Genomic DNA, 19,025 nt, shown 5'->3' with positions numbered 1-19,025 from the left:
TCTTTTAAAAATATGAATACAGAAAAACAATTATTTACCATATCTGTTTATACAGAAAATAATATAGGATTGTTGAATAGAATTTCGGCAATTTTTCAAAGAAGACACATCAATATAGAGAGTTTAAATATTTCTCCATCAGAAATTGTGGGCGTTGCTAAATTTACAATTGTTGTAAATATGGCAGAAGAAAGCGTTAAAAAAATAATTGGTCAGATAGAAAAACAAGTAGAGGTTATAAAAGCTTACTACCATGATCAAGATGAGATTATCTATCAAATTTCGGGATTGTTTAAAATTAAATCAGAATTATTGTTCGAAGAGCGTCAAATTCAGAATATAATTAAAGAAAGCAACGCTAGAATTGTAACCGTTAATAAAGAATTTTTTGTTTTAGAAAAATCAGGCAAAAAAGAAGAAATAGTAACGTTATACAATAAGTTAAGCGTATTTGGTATTATGCAATATACCCGTTCTGGTTTAATTGCGGTTACTAAAGAAGAAATGAAGATATCAGCATTATTAGAAACATACAACAACTAAAAATAAGTCAAAGAAAAAAGAGAAGAGAAAAAAGAGAAGAGACAAGAAATAAATCTATTACAAGTAAGATTTGTCTATCTTCTTTTTTCTATCATCTTTACTCTAAAACCAACAAACAAAAACAATAAAAATGTCAAATTATTTTAACACATTAACATTAAGAGAAAAATTAGAGCAATTAGGAAAATGTCGTTTTATGGACGCTTCAGAATTTGAAGACGGAGTAGAAGCATTGAAAGGGAAAAAAATTGTTATTGTAGGTTGTGGTGCACAAGGTTTAAACCAAGGTTTAAATATGAGAGAATCTGGTTTAGATATTTCTTATACATTAAGAGGGGCTGCTATTGAGCAAAAGAGACAATCTTTTATCAATGCATCTTCAAATAATTTTGAGGTTGGTACTTATGAAGAAATGTTACCAAGTGCAGATGTGGTAATTAATTTAACGCCAGATAAGCAACATACAAATGTTGTAAATGCAGTAATGCCTTTAATGAAAAAAGGAGCTACATTATCTTATTCTCATGGTTTTAATATTGTTGAAGAAGGAATGCAAGTTCGTAAAGATTTAACTGTAATTATGGTGGCGCCAAAGTCTCCAGGATCTGAGGTTAGAGAAGAGTATAAAAGAGGATTTGGTGTACCAACATTAATTGCGGTTCACCCAGAAAATGATCCACAAGGAAAAGGTTGGGCAGAAGCAAAAGCGTATGCAGTAGGAACAGGTGGTCATAAAGCCGGAGTTTTACAATCTTCTTTTGTTGCTGAGGTAAAGTCTGATTTAATGGGAGAGCAAACTATTTTATGTGGTTTGTTACAAACAGGAGCAATTTTATCTTTTGATAAAATGGTTGAAGAAGGAATTGAAGCAGGTTATGCTGCTAAATTAATTCAGTATGGTTGGGAAACTGTAACAGAAGCTTTAAAACATGGAGGAATTACTAACATGATGGACAGATTGTCTAATCCTGCAAAAGTAGAAGCTTTTAGAATTTCTGAAGAATTAAAAGAAATTATGCGTCCGTTGTTTCAAAAACATATGGATGATATTATGACTGGTCATTTCTCTCAAACAATGATGGAAGACTGGGCAAATGATGATAAAAACTTATTAACTTGGAGAGCTGCAACAGGAGAAACTGCTTTTGAAAAACAAGAAGTTACAGATCAAGAAATTTCTGAACAAGAATATTTTGACCACGGAACTTTATTAGTTGCTTTTGTAAGAGCTGGTGTAGAATTAGCTTTTGAGGCAATGACAGAATCTGGTATTATTGCTGCTTCTGCTTATTACGAGTCTTTACACGAAACGCCATTAATTGCAAATACAATTGCAAGAATGAAATTGGCAGAAATGAACCGTGTAATTTCTGATACTGCAGAATATGGTTGTTATTTATTTGATCATGCTTGTAAGCCTTTATTAACTGATTTTATGAAAACAGTTTCTACAAACGTTATTGGTAAATCTTTTAGCTCAGAAAACGGAGTTGATAACCAAGAATTAATTAGAATTAACAAAATTATTAGAAATCATCCAGTAGAAAAAGTAGGAGAGCAATTAAGAGCTTCTATGACCGCAATGAAAGTTGTAAAAACTGCATAATTAACTAAAGATTTTTTTTATAAAAACCTGTCAGATTTAATTGTCTGACAGGTTTTCTTTTTATATTCGACCCATGCAAACAAAGCCAATTTATTACCCAAGCTTAGAAAACGTAAAAGCTGCCGCAGCAAACTTAAAGGGAGTTGCTTTTGAAACTCCGTTAAGCAAAAACTTTAACTTGTCTAAAGAGTTAGAAGCAACAATTTTGTTTAAGCGAGAAGATTTACAAGTGGTACGTTCTTATAAAATTAGAGGTGCCTATAATAAAATGTCTTCTTTAACTTCGGATGAAAAGCAACGAGGAATTGTTTGTGCAAGTGCAGGAAATCATGCACAAGGAGTTGCTTTATCTTGTAAGTTATTAAAGATAAAAGGAACTATTTTTATGCCGTCTCCAACTCCGAACCAAAAAATTAACCAAGTAAAAATGTTTGGTGAAGATTTTATTGACATTGTAATTGAAGGAGATACTTTTGATGATGCTTCTGATGCAGCAAAACTAGAGTGTGACGCCAAGGAAAAAACCTTTATTCATCCTTTTAATGATAAAAAAGTAATTGAAGGTCAGGCAACAGTTGGTTTCGAAATATTGAATCAAACGGATAAAAAAATAGATTATGTTTTTGTGCCTATTGGCGGTGGAGGTCTGTCTGCAGGACTATCGTCTGTTTTTAAATACTTATCACCAGAAACAAAAATTATTGGTGTAGAGCCAGAGGGAGCACCTTCCATGCTAACATCAATCAAAAATAAAAAGAATACAACTTTAGATGTAATAGATTCTTTTGTAGATGGAGCAGCGGTTAAAAGAGTGGGAGACTTAAATTTTGCTATTTGTGAGCAAAACTTAACCGAAGTAATAACGGTTCCTGAAGGAAAAATCTGTCAGACAATTTTAGATTTATATAACAAAGACGCTATTGTGGTAGAACCTGCAGGTGCTTTAAGTATTGCTGCATTAGATTTTTTTGCTGATGAAATTAAAGGTAAAAATATAGTTTGCGTGGTAAGTGGTAGTAATAATGATATTACAAGAACTGCAGAGATTAAAGAACGTGCATTGTTATTTGCCAATCTAAAACATTACTTTATTGTAAAGTTTCCTCAAAGAGCAGGAGCTTTAAAAGAATTTGTGGCAGAAATTTTAGGACCAAATGATGATATTACGCATTTTGAGTATACAAAGAAAAATAACAGGACTAATGGAGCTGCTGTTGTTGGTTTAGAGTTAAAATCTTCTAAAGATTTAGAACCTTTAATCAATAGAATGAAAGAAAGAAGTTTCTTTGGCGACTACCTAAATGATAAGCCAGATTTGTTTCAGTTTTTGGTTTAATTGTTTAAAAAACTCTAAAATAAAACAGTGTTACAATACCGAAATCCTTTTCGTTTTTTAAATAATAAATGAGGTATTTTACAGTTATTTTTAGTTAATTTTGAACAATAGATAATTGTAGGGCTTATTTTTTATACAATCTATTAAAATTTAATTTATGAAAAAACAATTTACAGAAATTCCAGAAGCATATAAAGTTACTTCACTTTTACATCAAAAGACGTATTTAGTTGATGGTGAATTAAAAGAATGGAAAGGGGAATTTGCAGAGGTGTATTCTACAATTTCATCAACAAAAGAATACAAGCCAACTTTGTTAGGTACTGTGCCTAATTTAACAGGAGAAGAAGGTATAGAAGCTTTAAATTCTGCATACAGAGCCTATGATAAAGGGCAGGGTTTGTGGCCAACAATGCGTGTTGCAGACAGAATAGAATGTATGGAGGAGTTTGCAGAGCAAATGAAAACCAAACGAGATGAGGTTGTAAAATTATTAATGTGGGAAATTGGAAAAGCTTTACCGGATTCTGAAAAAGAATTTGATAGAACCATAGACTATATTTACGATACCATTGAAGATTACAAACAAATGGACAGGGATTTTGCTAAGTTTGAAAAAAATAGTGGAGTACATGCTCATATTAGACGTGGACCTTTAGGTGTTGTTTTGTGTTTAGGACCTTATAACTACCCTTTAAATGAAACATTTGCATTGTTAATTCCTGCTTTAATTATGGGGAATACTGCTGTTTTTAAGCCTGCAAAACATGGAGTGTTATTATTGTCTCCTTTATTAGAGGCTTTTCAAAATAGTTTTCCAGAAGGTGTTGTAAATGTAATTTACGGTAGAGGTCGTGTTTTAGCAACTCCTATCATGAAAACAGGGAAAGTAGATGTGTTAGCTTTAATAGGTAACAGTAAATCTGCAAATGCTATTCAGGCAAATCACCCGTTTAAAAATAGATTGCGTTTGGTATTAGGTTTAGAGGCTAAAAACCCTGGAATTGTATTGCCAGATGCAGATTTAGACTTGGCAATAGATGAATGTCTTGCTGGAGCAACCTCTTTTAACGGGCAACGTTGTACGGCGTTAAAGATATTATATGTTCATGAGCATATTGTAGATAAATTTAACAAACGATTTGCAAAAAGAGTAGATGCTTTAAAATTTGGAAATCCTTGGGTAGAAGGTGTAAAATTAACACCCTTACCAGAACCAGGTAAACCTGCTTATATTCAAGAATTAATTGATGATGCAACTGCAAAAGGAGCAAAAGTTATTAATAAAAAAGGAGGAGAAACTACAGATAATTATATTTTTCCATCAGTTTTATACCCTGTTTCTAAAGATATGAGAGTGTTTAAAGAAGAGCAATTTGGACCAGTAACACCTATTGTTTCTTTTAAAAATATTCAAGAGCCTTTAGATGATATGGCAGATTCTAATTACGGACAACAAGTAAGTGTTTTTGGTAGCGAGGTAAAAACCTTAGCGCCATTAATAGATACGTTGGTAAATTTAGTGTGTAGAGTAAACTTAAATAGTGCTGCACAAAGAGGACCAGATGTATATCCTTTTACAGGAAGAAAAGATTCTGCAGTTGCTACGTTAAGTGTGCATGATGCATTGCGTTCTTTTTCTATTAGAACTTTTGTAGCGTCTAAAGATACACCTTATAACAATGCTATTTTAGAAGAATTATTAGATAAAAAAGCATCTAATTTTATTAGTACAGATTATCTTTTGTAAGAGAATTAGATATATTATATGAAAAAAAACCTCCAGAAATGGAGGTTTTTTTATTTTTTGTTAAGGTTAACAAAAATAGGCAACATTTAAATTTTTTATATCCGTAGTTGGCCAAGGTCTCAGTAAATAATTTTAAAAACAAACAAAACTATTCTCTAAACCTTAATGGTTAACATTGGTTTTAATGCATTTTTAGATAAACTTTTGGTAACACTACCTGTAAATAGGTGTGCTAAACCAGTTCTTCCGTGTGTACTTAAGGCAATTAAGTCTGCATTAATATCGTTAGAGAAATTTAAGATTCCTTTTTCTACAGAGGTGTCGCTATAGATGTTAATTTTGTGTTTTGGTAAATTAAAATCGGCAATAAAGTCTTTTATTTTTTGTTTTGTTTCTGAGGTTCCATGAAAGTTGGCAGGAGTGTTAACTTTTAATAAATGAATTTTACTTTCAAAAATAGATGCAAAATCAACAAATTTACCAAACACTTCTTTGTTTTCTTCCTTAAAGTTAGATGCAAAAACTAAATTTTTTAATTTAAATTTTCCGCTATCTTGTTTTATAACAATAACAGGTCTTTTAGAGTTTCGTGTAACTTTTTCTGTATTAGAGCCAATAATCATTTCTTCTAGTTCAGAATGACCTTTAGAGCCCATTATAATTAGGTCTGCATCAATCTTATCAGCATATTTTTGAATGCCTTCAAAAGGAGTGAGTAGTTTTATAAGGTATTCTACATGAGTGTCTTTACTAAAAAAAGTATTTTTAAAATGTAGTATTTTCTCTCTAATTTTTCTTAAATATAACATGCTCTCAGGAATGCTAAATTTACTGCTAGCAGTCATGTCTATGACACCTTTTGGAACTTCAATTAAATGAATGAGGTAAACAGTAGCATTTGTTTTTGTAGCTATTTTTGCTGCAATTTTAGATGCGTACTCAGATGTTTTAGAAAAATCTATAGGGACTAAAATTTTTTTCATTTTGCAGAAATTTAAAGGTTCATATCAATATATATAAAGTTACAAAAAATAATTGACTTGAACTTAGTTTGGTAAATCCCAAACATTTAGTATATTTGCATCGAAATTTATAATAAATGGAGAAAGAAGGGGACTAAGAGTCCCCTCTTTTTATATTTTATTTTAAGCGTTAGAATGGACCAAACCAAGGTAAGAGATTTAGTAGATGAAGCATTAGCACTGAACGAATCATTGTATTTGATAGATTTATCGATATCAGAAAATAATAAAATTCAGGTTACAGTTGATGGCGATAATGGAGTTCCATTAAGTGAATGCATTAGAATTAGTAGAAGTGTAGATAATAATTTTGATAGAGAAGAAGAAGATTTCTCTTTAGAAGTTTCTACACCAGACATTTCGCATCCACTTAAAGTTAAAAGACAATATATTAAAAACATTAATAGAATACTAAAAGTAAAAACTTCTGAAGAAGAATTAGAAGGAACTTTAGTAGAAGCTGATGAAGATAAAATTGTTTTAAACTGGAAAGCAAGAGAGCCAAAACCAATAGGTAAAGGAAAAGTTACTGTGTTAAAAACAGCAACTATAGATTATCAGGATATTAAAGAAGCAAAAGTGAAGATTGTATTTTAAGCAAAAATGTAATGGAGAATATAGCATTAATTGATTCGTTTTCAGAATTTAAAGATAACAAGAGTATAGACAGAGTAACATTAATGTCTATTTTAGAAGAAGTTTTTAGAGCTGCCTTAAAACGTAAGTTTGGTTCTGATGATAATTTTGATATTATTATTAACCCAGATAAAGGAGATTTAGAAATTTGGAGAAATAGAGTTGTTGTTGCAGATGGTTTTTCTGAAGATGATAATGAAGAAATTGAATTAGCGGAAGCAAGATTAATTGAGCCAGATTTTGAAATTGGTGAAGATGTATCTGAAGAAGTGAAGTTAATAGATTTAGGAAGAAGAGCTATTTTAGCATTACGCCAAAACTTAATTTCTAAAATTTACGAACACGACAGTACAAATATCTTTAAGCAGTTTAAAGAATTAGAAGGAGAATTGTACAGTGCAGAGGTGCATCACATTCGTCATAATGCAATTATTTTGTTAGATGATGATGGTAATGAAATTGTATTACCAAAAAGTGAGCAAATTCGTTCAGACTTTTTTAGAAAAGGAGATTCTGTAAAAGGTGTTATAAAAACAGTAGAGTTAAGAGGAAATAAACCAGCGATTATCTTATCAAGAACATCGCCTGTTTTCTTAAACAAGCTGTTCGAGCAAGAAATTCCAGAAGTTTTTGATGGTTTAATTACTGTTGAAGGTGTGGCAAGAATACCAGGAGAAAAAGCAAAAGTAGCGGTAGATTCTTATGATGATAGAATAGATCCTGTAGGAGCTTGTGTTGGTGTAAAAGGTTCTAGAATTCATGGTATAGTACGTGAATTAGGGAATGAAAATATAGACGTTATTAACTATACCAAAAACGAACAATTATTTATTTCAAGAGCATTGAGTCCTGCTAAAGTGACATCAATGGAAATAGAAATGTTTGATGAAGAAAGAAACGGTAAAAAAGGACGTGTAAGCGTTTTATTAAAACCAGAAGAAGTTTCTAAAGCAATTGGTAGAGGTGGTGTAAATATTCGTTTGGCAAGTGAGTTAACAGGTTACGAAATAGACGTTAAGAGAGAAGGTCTAGAAGAAGAAGACGTAGAGTTAACAGAGTTTGGCGATGAAATTGAAGATTGGGTTATTGTTGAATTCAAAAAGATTGGTTTAGATACTGCAAGAAGTGTCTTGGAAACAAGTGTTGCAGAACTAGTAAGAAGAACTGATTTAGAAGAGGAAACAATTATGGACGTTCAAAGAATCTTGAAAGAAGAATTCGAGGACTAAGTATAGTATAGTATTAAAGTAAAAAGTATATTTTTACAAGTATAAAGTTAAAAAGAATTTATGTCTGTAGGCAAAACAATGAGGCTTAATAAAGTTTTAAGAGAATTAAACATTTCTCTTGATAGAGCAGTCGAATATTTAGCGGGTAAAGGTCACGAAATAGAATCGAGGCCAACCACAAAAATAACGGGTGACGTCTATCAAGTTTTACTTGATGGCTTTGAAAAAGATGCAAACAAGAAAGCTGCATCTAAAGAAGTTGGAGAGGAAAAACGTAAGGAGAAAGAAGCTATTCGTTTAGAACATGAAGCTAAGTTAGAGAAGAAAAGAGCGGAAGAGGTTAAGAAGGAAGAGGTTTTAAAAGCCAAAGCAGATAAATTAGAGTTTAAGACTGTTGGTAAAATTGATATTGAAAATATCGGTAAAAAACCTGCCAAGATAGTCGAAAAGGAAAAAGAAGCACCTGTAGAGGTTGTTGCTGAACCTAAGACTGAAACGCCTAAAGTTGAAGAACCGAAAGTAGTTGCAGAAACTCCAGTTGTTGAAGTGAAAGCTGAAACACCTAAAGTTGAAGAAACTCCGGTGGTTGAAAAACCAAAGGCTGTAATTCCTGAAGTTAAAAAAACTGTTTCTGAAATAGAAAAAGAAGTTTCTAAAGTTGGTGATAAACCAAAAGGTAAAAAAGATGCTTCGAAATCTGATGAAAAAGTAGAGGAAGTTACTGCAGAAAATGCAGAAGCAATCAAAACTCAGTATAAAAAATTAGACGGTCCAAACTTTACAGGTAAGAAAATTGATTTAAAACAATTTGAAAGACCTAAGAAAAAGAAACCAGACCCTAAAAAAGATGCAAACGCAGACAAGAAGAAACGTAAGCGTATTGTAACTAAAGCAGGTGCGCCAGGTTCTGCAACTGCAAGACCTAGTAGACCAGGTCAAGGTAATAGAGCAGGTGGTGGTAGTAGACCTCCTTTTAATAGAGGTGGACGTGGAGCAGCAAGACCAGCAGCCGTTAAAAAAGAAGAACCAACTGAAGCAGAAATTCAAAAGCAAGTAAGAGAAACGCTAGAGAAACTGCAAGGAAAATCTTCTAGAGGTAAAGGAGCAAAATACCGTAGAAATAAAAGAGATGCACACAGAGAACATTCTGACGCTGAGTTAGAAGCTCAAGCATTAGACAACAAAATCTTAAAAGTAACAGAATTTGTTACTGTAAGTGAAGTTGCTACAATGATGGAAGTTCCTGTAACAAATATTATATCTGCATGTATGTCTTTAGGTATGATGGTAACAATGAATCAGCGTTTAGACGCAGAAACATTAGTTATTGTTGCTGAAGAATTTAACCACAAAGTAGAATTTGTTGGTGCAGAAGTAGAAGAGTCTATAGAAGAAGTAATAGATAAACCAGAAGATTTAGAAACTCGTGCACCAATTATTACGGTAATGGGTCACGTAGATCATGGTAAAACATCTTTATTAGATTACATTAGAAAAGCAAATGTTATTGATGGTGAAAGTGGAGGAATTACACAACACATTGGTGCATATTCTGTAAAAGTTGGCGATCAAAAAATAGCATTTTTAGATACACCAGGTCACGAGGCGTTTACCGCAATGCGTGCACGTGGGGCGCAAGTAACAGATTTAGTTATTATTGTAGTTGCAGCAGATGATGATGTAATGCCACAAACTAAAGAAGCAATTTCTCATGCGCAAGCAGCAGGAGTGCCTATTATATTTGCAATCAATAAGATTGATAAACCAAATGCAAATCCAGATAATGTAAAAACGCAATTATCTTCAATGAATTTGTTGATAGAAGAATGGGGTGGTAACATACAGTCTCAAGATATCTCAGCAAAACATGGAACAGGTGTTCCAGAATTATTAGAGAAAGTTTTATTAGAAGCTGAAATTTTAGAATTGAAAGCAAATCCTAATAAAAATGCAGTTGGTGCAGTAGTGGAAGCATTATTAGATAAAGGTAGAGGATATGTTTCTACTGTATTAGTACAAGCAGGAACTTTAAAAATTGGAGATTACTTGTTAGCAGGTAAACACAGTGGTAAAGTAAGAGCAATGTTTGATGATAAAGGAACTAATTTAAAAGTTGCAGGTCCATCAACACCAGTATCAATATTAGGTTTAGACGGAGCGCCACAAGCGGGTGATAAGTTTGTAGTATTTGATGATGAAAGAGAAGCAAAACAAATAGCATCTAAACGTTCTCAATTACAACGTGAGCAATCTGTAAGAACTCAGAAAACATTAACGTTAGATGAAATCGGACGTAGAATTGCGTTAGGAGACTTTAAAGAATTAAACATTATCTTAAAAGGAGATGTAGATGGTTCTGTAGAAGCGTTAACAGATTCTTTCCAGAAATTATCTACTGAAGAAATTCAAGTTAATATTTTACATAAAGGTGTTGGAGCCATTACAGAAAGTGATGTTTTATTAGCATCAGCATCAGACGCAATTATTGTTGGGTTTAATGTTCGTCCGCAAGGAAATGCAAGAGTAGTAGCAGATAGAGAAGAGGTAGATATTAGAACATATTCTATTATTTATGCAGCTATCAACGACTTAAAAGACGCCATGGAAGGGATGTTATCTCCAGAAATGAAAGAAGAAGTTACTGGTAACGTAGAAATTAGAGAAATCTATAAAATATCTAAAGTTGGTAATATTGCAGGTTGTATGGTAATGTCTGGTAAAATCCAAAGAGATTCTCAGATTAGAATTATTAGAGACGGAATTGTAGTGCACGACGGAACTTTAACAGCGTTAAAACGTTTTAAAGATGATGTTAGAGAAGTTACAAAAGGATTTGATTGTGGTGTTCAAATTAAGAACTACAATGATATTTTAGAAGGAGATGTAATTGAGGCATACAAAGAAGTAGCAGTTAAGAAGAAGTTGAAATAATAATTTCAAAACTTATATATAAGGTCGAGATTTCAGAATGCTGAAATCTCGACTTTTTTTATTTCCTATAATACGAATAATCATCAATTTATTTACTTTATTCTTTCTTAGAATAAATGTAAATTTGCACACTTTAATAAAAGAATCAAATGCAATATAATCACCTAGATATAGAAAAGAAATGGCAAAAATTTTGGGCAGATAACCAAACTTTTAAAGCTAATAATGAATCTGAGAAACCTAAATATTATGTGTTAGATATGTTTCCTTACCCTTCGGGAGCAGGTTTGCATGTTGGGCATCCTTTAGGATATATTGCAAGTGATATTTATGCGCGTTACAAACGTCATAAAGGTTTTAACGTATTGCATCCGCAAGGATATGATTCTTTTGGTTTACCGGCAGAACAGTATGCTATTCAAACAGGTCAGCATCCAGCAAAAACTACAGAAGATAATGTAGCAACCTACAGAAGACAATTAGATACTATTGGTTTTTCTTTCGATTGGAGCAGAGAAGTAAGAACTTCTAGTCCTGAGTATTATAAATGGACACAGTGGATTTTTATTCAATTATTTGATTCTTGGTATAATAAAGATACAGACAAGGCAGAAGATGTTTCTACTTTGATTAAAATATTTAAAAAAGAAGGTAACGCAACAGTAAATGCAGTTTGTGATGAAGAAATTCAATCTTTTTCTGCGGATGAATGGAAAGCGTTATCAACAAAAGAACAAGAAGAAATTTTATTACAATACCGTTTAACGTTTTTATCTGATACAGAAGTAAACTGGTGTCCTGCTTTAGGAACCGTTTTAGCAAATGATGAGATTGTAAACGGAGTATCAGAACGTGGTAGTCATCCTGTTATCAGAAAGAAAATGACACAATGGTCTATGCGAATTTCTGCATATGCACAACGTTTGTTAGACGGATTAGAAAAAATAGATTGGCCACAGCCTTTAAAAGATTCTCAAACCAATTGGATTGGTAAATCTGTGGGTGCCATGGTTACTTTTGATGTAGCAAATGGTTCTGAAAAAGTCTCTTCTGAAGTAAAATTATCTTATAAAGAATTAGAAGCTTTAAAAGAATTAAGACAAAATTTATCGAAAGCAGAAACAGTTCTTTGGAACGAGTTAAAGAATAAAAAAGGAGCATCAAAATTTAGAAAAAAATATACCATTGGTACATTTTTAGTAGATTATGTTTGTGTTACTAAAAACTTAATTGTGGAATTTTCTGGTAAAGAAGATGAAGCAGCAAGAGATCTTTATTTTACAAGCGAAGGCTTTAATGTAGTTCGTTTTACAAATGAAGAAGTAATTAAAAATGTACTTGGAGCAGTTTCTAAAATTAATTCGGCAATTCAATTTCCAAAAGCAATTGAAAAAACGGAGAAGAAAGAAGTTACAGCTAAAGAAGAAAATCAATATAAGATAGATGTCTTTACTACAAGACCAGATACTATTTACGGTGTAAGTTTTATGACATTAGCTCCAGAACATGAGTTAGTATCAAAAATTACAACAGATGCTCAAAAAACAGACGTTGAAGCGTATATTACAGCCACAGCAAAGCGTTCTGAACGTGATAGAATGGCAGATGTAAAAACCATTTCTGGTGCTTTTACAGGTGCTTTTGCAATACATCCTTTTTCTGGTGAAAAGGTTCAAATTTGGATTGGAGATTACGTATTAGCAAATTACGGAACAGGAGCAGTTATGGCAGTTCCTTGTGGAGATCAACGTGATTATGACTTTGCGAAACATTTTGGAATTCCGATTCCTAATATTTTCGAAGATGTAGATATTTCTGAAGCTGCACACGCAGGTAAAGACGGAACAAAAATTGCAAATTCAGATTTTTTATCAGGATTAAAATATAAGAAAGCATTAAAATTATCCATTTTTGAAATGGAAAAACGTGGCTTTGGTTACGGGAAAATAAATTACCGTTTACGTGATGCTGTTTTTAGCAGACAACGTTATTGGGGAGAACCTTTCCCTGTATATTACAAAGACGGAATGCCACAAATGATTGATGCAGAACATTTGCCAATCGTTTTACCAGAAGTAGAAAAATACTTACCAACGGAAGATGGAAAACCACCTTTAGGAAATGCAACAGAATGGGCTTGGGATTCTCGTGGAAAGAAAGTGGTTTCTAACGATAAGTTAAAAAACAAAACGGTGTATCCTTTAGAATTAAATACAATGCCTGGGTGGGCAGGTAGTTCTTGGTATTTTAACAGATACATGGATGCTAAAAACACGAATGAGTTTGCAAGCAAAGAAAACTTAGACTATTGGAAAGAAGTAGATTTATATATTGGTGGATCTGAACACGCAACAGGACATTTATTATACGCTCGTTTTTGGCAAAAATTCTTGTTCGATAAAGGAATTGTACCTGTAGATGAGTTTGCAAAAAAACTGATTAACCAAGGAATGATTTTAGGAACTTCTGCTTTTGTTTACAAAGCAACTGCTTTTGTAAAGAATGGTTGTGGTTGTTCTGATGAAAAATCTATGGATGATGTTTTAGAAAAAATACCAACGGTTTTTGTTTCTAAAAATTCTTTTACTACAGATGACGAATTTGAAACTGTGGTAAAAAACTACTTATTAGATAACAAGTTTTTAGATCCTAATTTTGCAGATTTAGTAATGATCACTAAAACGGCTTTACATGCAGATGTTTCTTTGGTAAATGCTTCTGATGAACTAGATGTTGATGCGTTTAAAAATCATGCTTTAAATGCTGATTATAAAAATGCTGAATTTGTTTTACAAGACGGAGCTTATAAAGTAGGACGTGAAGTAGAAAAAATGTCTAAATCTAAATACAATGTGGTAAACCCAGATGCTATTTGTGAAGAATACGGAGCAGATAGTTTACGTTTATTCGAAATGTTTTTAGGCCCTTTAGAACAAGCAAAACCTTGGAAAACTTCTGGTATTTCTGGAGTTTCATCTTTCTTAAAGAAATTATGGAAACTGTACTTTAACGGTGAAAATTTTGATGTTTCTAATGCTGTACCAACTAAAGACGAGTTAAAAACATTACATAAAACCATCAAAAAAGTAGAAGATGATATAGAGAATTTCTCTTTTAATACATCTGTTTCTACCTTTATGATTGCTGTAAACGAGTTAACTGCTTTAAAATGTAATAAACGTGCAATATTAGAACCTTTAGCAATTTTGGTTTCTCCTTATGCACCACACATTGCAGAAGAATTATGGAGTTTGTTAGGGAATAATGAATCTATTTCTACGGCAGCTTTCCCTGTTTTTGAAGCAAGTCATTTGGTCGAAAGTGCTAAAAATTATCCAATTTCTTTTAATGGAAAAATGCGTTTTACGTTAGAACTTCCTTTAGATTTATCTAAAGAAGAAATAGAAAAAGTAGTCATGGAAAACGAAAAAACAATTGCCCAATTAGAAGGTAAAGCTCCTAAGAAAGTAATTATTGTTCCTGGTAAAATTATAAACATTGTAATATAGCACACGTAACGGGTGCTTTTGTATTAGCTTATTTTTGTCATTCCGAACGAAGAATTGAGGAGGAATCTCATAAAGAGAATAACTGTTTTTATGAGATTTCTCAATCGCAAAAAGCTCATTTCAAAATGACAAATTATGTAATTCATATATTAGAAAAATATAAACAGTGATAGATCTACACGAGATTATTGGTTTAGTTGCAGCCGTTTTTACAACAACATCATTTTTGCCGCAAGTTTTTAAAACCTACAAAACAAAAGATACCTCCGGACTTTCTTTGTCCATGTATATTATCTTTTTTATTGGAGTTCTTTTATGGTTAATCTATGGTATTTGGATACAAAGTTTATCAATAATTTTAGCGAATATAATTACCGCAATTTTAACTTTTTATCTCTTAGTTATGAAGATAAAATATAAGTAAGTCAGCGATTTTTTTAATACAATTAAAAGTCATTACAGCATTTGTAATGGCTTTTTTATTTAACTATCTTGTGAGCTGAATGAGTGTAACAAAAAAGGAACTTTTTAAGCGTCAAATTACTTTATCTGAGATTAGTGAAGAAGGGCAAGAAAAACTACAAAAAGCATCTGTTTTAGTGGTTGGTTGTGGCGGATTAGGAAGTCCGATTGCGGTGTATTTAGCCGCAAGCGGAATTGGAAAAATTCATTTGGTAGATTTTGATACTGTTGATGCTTCTAATCTACACAGACAAGTTTTTTATGCGTTAGATGATGTTGGCAAATCGAAAGCAGCAGTTTTATCAGAATTTATAAAAAAAAGAGCCGCTTTTACAGCTGTTAGTTTTACGGATAAACCCATTACAAAAGAAAACGTTTTTGAGCTGATTTCTACTTTTGATATTATTGTAGATGGCACAGATTCTTTACCTACAAAATACTTATTGAATGACGCTTGCGTTATAAAAAGCAAACCATTGGTATATGGGTCTTTGTATAAGTTTGATGGTTATGCAGCTACTTTTAATGTTTTACAAAATGACGGAAGATATTCAGCCAATTTAAGAGATGCTTTTCCAAAAATGGCAACAGATGTTCCTAATTGTTCAGAAGTGGGAACTATGAACGCTATTGTTGGTCTCATTGCTATCCAACAAGTAAATGAAGTTTTAAAATTGATAACAGGTATTGGAAAACCTTTAGCAAATGAATTATTGATTTACAATTCGCTTCAAAATACACAATTGAAAATGAAGTTAAAACCAACAGTTTTAAAAGAAAATATTTCAAATTTATTTAAAATACAAACGTATTTTGATGCTGCCTGTACTCTTCAAAATTCAGATTTGCAAATATCATCAAAAGAACTAAAAGAACAATTGTCACTTCGAGCGCAGTCGAGAAGTTTAGAGTTGATAGCAGTTTTACCGAATTTAAAATTACCTTTTAAAGTGCATCAAACAATTCCTATTAATGAGTTTAATGTAGATACTATAGAGGTAGATTTTACTAAAACCTACATTATGGTTTGTCAAAGAGGTATTAATAGTTACAGAGCAACAAAAATGTTAAAGAAAAAATATCCAGCATTAAATGTGTTAAGTTTATCTGGAGGAATATCTGGTTATTAAGTTTTGAAGGATAAAAACGTAATTATTCACTTTGGCAAAAGATCTATATTCAGTAGAGCTCTTGCGGCAATTTTCTACTCATTAACGTTGTTTTTAGTTTATAAATATTTTATTATAGACAGTTCATTTACTCTTTCAACCCCTAGTAGAATGTTAAGGTCCAATGTGTTTTCTATTACAACGCTAATTGTACTTGGTATTAAGTTTTCGGTTATGGAAAGTCATCATTTTAATTTTCAAGAAATGAAATACAGAAAATTTTATGCTGTAGGTCCTATTGGTTTTGGAAAATGGAAAGCAATAAGAAAATTAGATAGAGTTTCTACATTTTTAAATAATAGGAAAGAATGCGAAATTAATATTTGGGATATTAGTAATAAAAGATATAGAATTGCCGTTTTTGATGAGATAGATAATGCTGTTATTTATGGTAGAGATTTAGCCAAAAACTTAGAAATTAAATTTTTAGAAAGAAATTAAAAGAATGAAAACCCCTGTAGATTTTTATAGTCAAGAAAAGTTAATATTAGAAAAAGAAGCAACAATATTAAAACGTAAATCTGTAAACTTAAGTGTTTTTAGATTTTCTGTTTTTTTAATAACTTGCTTTTTAGTGTATTTAACTTTTGGTAGTTATCCAGATGTTTTTATCATCGCTTTTTTAGGGGTTTTATTATTTGGTTTTTTAGTAGTAAAACAGGTTAGTTTACAAAGAAAAAGGGCTATTGTTAAAGCAAAAATTAACATCAATAATACAGAACTAGAAGTTTTAAATAGGAATTTCCATCATTTAGAATCTGGAGTGGAATTTGTTAACCCAACGCATTATTATAGTAATGATATCGATTTGTTTGATGTTGGTTCGTTTTTTCAATATGCAAATAGAACGGTAACAGGTGAAGGGAAGAAACTACTTGCAAATACGTTTACAGAAAATAAAACAGACGGAATTGTAGAGAAGCAAAATACGATTAAAGAATTAGCTACAAAAGTAACTTGGAGGCAGCATTTTTCCGCTTTGGCAAGTTTAATAACCACTAAAGATACGTCTGGTTTTATTGTAAATTGGATTCAGAATTATACAGCAGTTTTACCTGCTTTTTTAAAGGGAATACAAATGGGCTTTTCTGTAGTTTCTTTAGTTTTAATTGGTTTAATTTCTTTTGGATTTGTTTCGTTTACTTATTTAATTCTTTGGTTTTTTACAGGACTATTTATCACAGCAGCATTTGTTAAAAAAACAAGTAATTTATATACGGATACAGATAAAGTAAGAGAAACTTTTAAGCAATATCACGTATTATTAAATGAAATTGAAAACGAAAAATTTACTTCTAAAGTTTTAGTAGAAAAACAAGCTATTATTAATTCCGAGAGTAAAAAAGCTTCAACAATTTTTAAAGAATTTTCTAAAATTTTAGATGGATTTGATCAGCGTAATAATATTTTAATTTCTGTGGCTGGTAACGGACTTTTTTTATCAGAAATCTTTAATGCTTGCAGAGTAGAAAAATGGATTACTACTTACAAACATACTGTAGATAAATGGTTTTCTGTGGTTGCTTTTTTTGATTCTCAGAATTCTTTAGCAAACTTTCATTTTAACCATACAAAATTCATTTTTCCAGAAATTACATCGGACAAAGAAGTTGTAAAAGCAACCAACTTAGGGCATCCGTTATTAGATGCTATTAAAAGAATTGACAATGACTTTACCATTCATAAAGAAGAGTTTTTTATAGTTACAGGAGCAAATATGGCAGGTAAAAGTACTTTTTTAAGAACCATTTCTTTGTCTATTGTTATGGCAAATTGTGGTTTGCCCGTGTGTGCGGTAAGTTTTAAATATGCGCCCATAAAATTGATTACAAGTATGCGAACTACAGATTCTTTAACAGAAGATGAATCGTATTTTTATTCTGAATTAAAGCGTTTAAAGTTTATTGTTGATGAAATTAAAACAACAGATTATTTTATCATTTTAGATGAGATTTTAAAAGGAACTAACAGTAAAGACAAGGCAATTGGTTCTAAAAAGTTTGTAGAAAAGTTAACAAAATCGAAATCCACCGGAATTATTGCCACTCATGATGTGAGTTTGTGCGAATTAGAAAACGAGTTTACAGGTATTAAAAACTATTATTTTGATGCAGAAATTATAGATGATGAATTGCATTTCGATTACACCTTAAAAAACGGAATTTGTAAAAACATGAATGCTTCTTTCTTGTTGCAGAAAATGGAAATTATTTAGAACTCAGTTTTCTTTGTTATTCCTGAGTAGGCAGGAATTCTCTAAGTAAGGTTATTTACAATCCCTTAAAAGGTAAAGATGAAAGTAGTTATTAAACAAGCCTAACTTTTTTTTAAATGAGTGTCATTACGAGGAACGAAGTAATCTCTTGTTTAGTCAGAGATTGCGAAGTTTACAAAAAAGTAAACTTCGCAATGACAGGAATAGCTTTCTTAGGGTTTAAGTTGTTTACTAGCTTTTTTTATAAAATAATAAGTAAATTCTATTTGTCATTCCTGCGTAGGCAGGAATCTATAAGTAATCTTGTTTATAATCTTTTAATAAATCAAGATTAAAGTAGTTAACAAACAAGCCTAAACTTTGTGTTTTAAAAGTGTGTCATTGCGAGGCACGAAGCAATCTCTTGTTTTGTTAGCGATTGCCACAGTTTACAAAAAAGTAAACTTCGCAATGACAGAAACAGCTCTGTTAGGTTCCTAATTGTTTTAGTAAACTTATGTATGGATTCCTGCCCTCGCAGGAATGACAGAGTGCTTGCAAACAAGTTTAGCCCAGATTGAAACGACATCCTTTTATTGCTCTTTCTAATATGAGTCATTGCGAGGCACGAAGCAATC

At 31.7% G+C, this 19,025-nt stretch carries 13 protein-coding genes; 12 read left to right on the top strand and 1 reads right to left on the bottom strand.

Annotation, left to right across the window (positions count from 1 at the left end):
- The first annotated feature begins 12 nt into the window (after positions 1-12).
- From ilvN to GQR92_RS10430, 4 genes are all read left to right on the top strand, one after another.
- The gene (gene ilvN / locus GQR92_RS10445; RefSeq protein WP_158839285.1) at positions 13-543 is read left to right on the top strand and encodes an acetolactate synthase small subunit; all 531 of its coding nucleotides are present in this window, start codon (positions 13-15) and stop codon (positions 541-543) included.
- 130 nt (positions 544-673) lie between these two features.
- Complete coding sequence (ilvC, locus tag GQR92_RS10440) at positions 674-2,149, top strand: ketol-acid reductoisomerase (protein ID WP_158839283.1); 1,476 nt, start codon at positions 674-676, stop codon at positions 2,147-2,149.
- 73 nt (positions 2,150-2,222) lie between these two features.
- Positions 2,223-3,485 carry a threonine ammonia-lyase IlvA gene (gene ilvA, locus GQR92_RS10435; RefSeq protein ID WP_158839282.1) on the top strand — a complete coding sequence of 421 codons (1,263 nt, stop codon included), beginning with the start codon at positions 2,223-2,225 and terminating at the stop codon, positions 3,483-3,485.
- A 157-nt stretch (positions 3,486-3,642) separates the two neighbouring features.
- Positions 3,643-5,235, top strand: coding sequence for an NADP-dependent glyceraldehyde-3-phosphate dehydrogenase (locus GQR92_RS10430; RefSeq protein WP_158839281.1), 1,593 nt, complete (start codon positions 3,643-3,645; stop codon positions 5,233-5,235).
- A gap of 155 nt (positions 5,236-5,390) precedes the next feature.
- On the opposite strand, the gene GQR92_RS10425 is transcribed toward GQR92_RS10430, so the two are convergent.
- Positions 5,391-6,218 carry a universal stress protein gene (locus GQR92_RS10425; protein ID WP_158839280.1) on the bottom strand — a complete coding sequence of 276 codons (828 nt, stop codon included), beginning with the start codon at positions 6,216-6,218 and terminating at the stop codon, positions 5,391-5,393.
- Between the two features lie 174 nt (positions 6,219-6,392).
- On the opposite strand from GQR92_RS10425, the gene rimP reads away from it, so the two are divergent.
- The 8 genes from rimP to GQR92_RS10385 all read left to right on the top strand — a co-directional run bounded on the left by rimP (position 6,393) and on the right by GQR92_RS10385 (position 18,408).
- Positions 6,393-6,854 carry a ribosome assembly cofactor RimP gene (gene rimP / locus GQR92_RS10420; RefSeq protein ID WP_158839279.1) on the top strand — a complete coding sequence of 154 codons (462 nt, stop codon included), beginning with the start codon at positions 6,393-6,395 and terminating at the stop codon, positions 6,852-6,854.
- Positions 6,855-6,865: 11 nt separating this feature from the next.
- A complete protein-coding gene (gene nusA / locus GQR92_RS10415) occupies positions 6,866-8,122 on the top strand; it encodes a transcription termination factor NusA (protein WP_105049466.1) in 1,257 nt (418 codons plus the stop codon).
- Between the two features lie 60 nt (positions 8,123-8,182).
- A complete protein-coding gene (gene infB, locus GQR92_RS10410; protein WP_158839278.1) occupies positions 8,183-11,053 on the top strand; it encodes a translation initiation factor IF-2 in 2,871 nt (956 codons plus the stop codon).
- A gap of 149 nt (positions 11,054-11,202) precedes the next feature.
- The gene (locus GQR92_RS10405) at positions 11,203-14,562 is read left to right on the top strand and encodes a leucine--tRNA ligase (RefSeq protein WP_158839276.1); all 3,360 of its coding nucleotides are present in this window, start codon (positions 11,203-11,205) and stop codon (positions 14,560-14,562) included.
- 166 nt (positions 14,563-14,728) lie between these two features.
- Positions 14,729-14,986: a SemiSWEET family sugar transporter gene (locus GQR92_RS10400; RefSeq protein ID WP_368074157.1), complete on the top strand. Its 258-nt coding sequence runs from the start codon at positions 14,729-14,731 to the stop codon at positions 14,984-14,986.
- Between the two features lie 79 nt (positions 14,987-15,065).
- Positions 15,066-16,154, top strand: a complete 1,089-nt coding sequence (locus GQR92_RS10395; RefSeq protein ID WP_158839275.1) for a HesA/MoeB/ThiF family protein — start codon at positions 15,066-15,068, stop codon at positions 16,152-16,154.
- A gap of 243 nt (positions 16,155-16,397) precedes the next feature.
- Positions 16,398-16,634 carry a hypothetical protein gene (locus GQR92_RS10390; protein ID WP_233269826.1) on the top strand — a complete coding sequence of 79 codons (237 nt, stop codon included), beginning with the start codon at positions 16,398-16,400 and terminating at the stop codon, positions 16,632-16,634.
- Between the two features lie 4 nt (positions 16,635-16,638).
- Positions 16,639-18,408, top strand: a complete 1,770-nt coding sequence (locus GQR92_RS10385) for a MutS-related protein (RefSeq protein WP_158839273.1) — start codon at positions 16,639-16,641, stop codon at positions 18,406-18,408.
- Positions 18,409-19,025: the final 617 nt, after the last annotated feature.

Source organism: Polaribacter sp. L3A8, assembly GCF_009796785.1.
In the GTDB taxonomy this organism is placed as follows: domain Bacteria; phylum Bacteroidota; class Bacteroidia; order Flavobacteriales; family Flavobacteriaceae; genus Polaribacter.
This window is presented reverse-complemented; position numbering and strand designations above follow the sequence as displayed.

Bases quoted from the DNA above. Each gene is read 5' to 3' on its own strand.
- GQR92_RS10405 (WP_158839276.1), top strand. From the start codon at position 11,203: ATGCAATATAATCACCTAGATATAGAAAAGAAATGGCAAAAATTTTGG.
- nusA (WP_105049466.1), top strand. From the start codon at position 6,866: ATGGAGAATATAGCATTAATTGATTCGTTTTCAGAATTTAAAGATAAC.
- GQR92_RS10395 (WP_158839275.1), top strand. From the start codon at position 15,066: ATGAGTGTAACAAAAAAGGAACTTTTTAAGCGTCAAATTACTTTATCT.
- ilvA (WP_158839282.1), top strand. From the start codon at position 2,223: ATGCAAACAAAGCCAATTTATTACCCAAGCTTAGAAAACGTAAAAGCT.
- infB (WP_158839278.1), top strand. From the start codon at position 8,183: ATGTCTGTAGGCAAAACAATGAGGCTTAATAAAGTTTTAAGAGAATTA.
- GQR92_RS10425 (WP_158839280.1), bottom strand. From the start codon at position 6,218: ATGAAAAAAATTTTAGTCCCTATAGATTTTTCTAAAACATCTGAGTAC.
- ilvN (WP_158839285.1), top strand. From the start codon at position 13: ATGAATACAGAAAAACAATTATTTACCATATCTGTTTATACAGAAAAT.
- GQR92_RS10390 (WP_233269826.1), top strand. From the start codon at position 16,398: ATGAAATACAGAAAATTTTATGCTGTAGGTCCTATTGGTTTTGGAAAA.
- ilvC (WP_158839283.1), top strand. From the start codon at position 674: ATGTCAAATTATTTTAACACATTAACATTAAGAGAAAAATTAGAGCAA.
- rimP (WP_158839279.1), top strand. From the start codon at position 6,393: ATGGACCAAACCAAGGTAAGAGATTTAGTAGATGAAGCATTAGCACTG.
- GQR92_RS10430 (WP_158839281.1), top strand. From the start codon at position 3,643: ATGAAAAAACAATTTACAGAAATTCCAGAAGCATATAAAGTTACTTCA.
- GQR92_RS10385 (WP_158839273.1), top strand. From the start codon at position 16,639: ATGAAAACCCCTGTAGATTTTTATAGTCAAGAAAAGTTAATATTAGAA.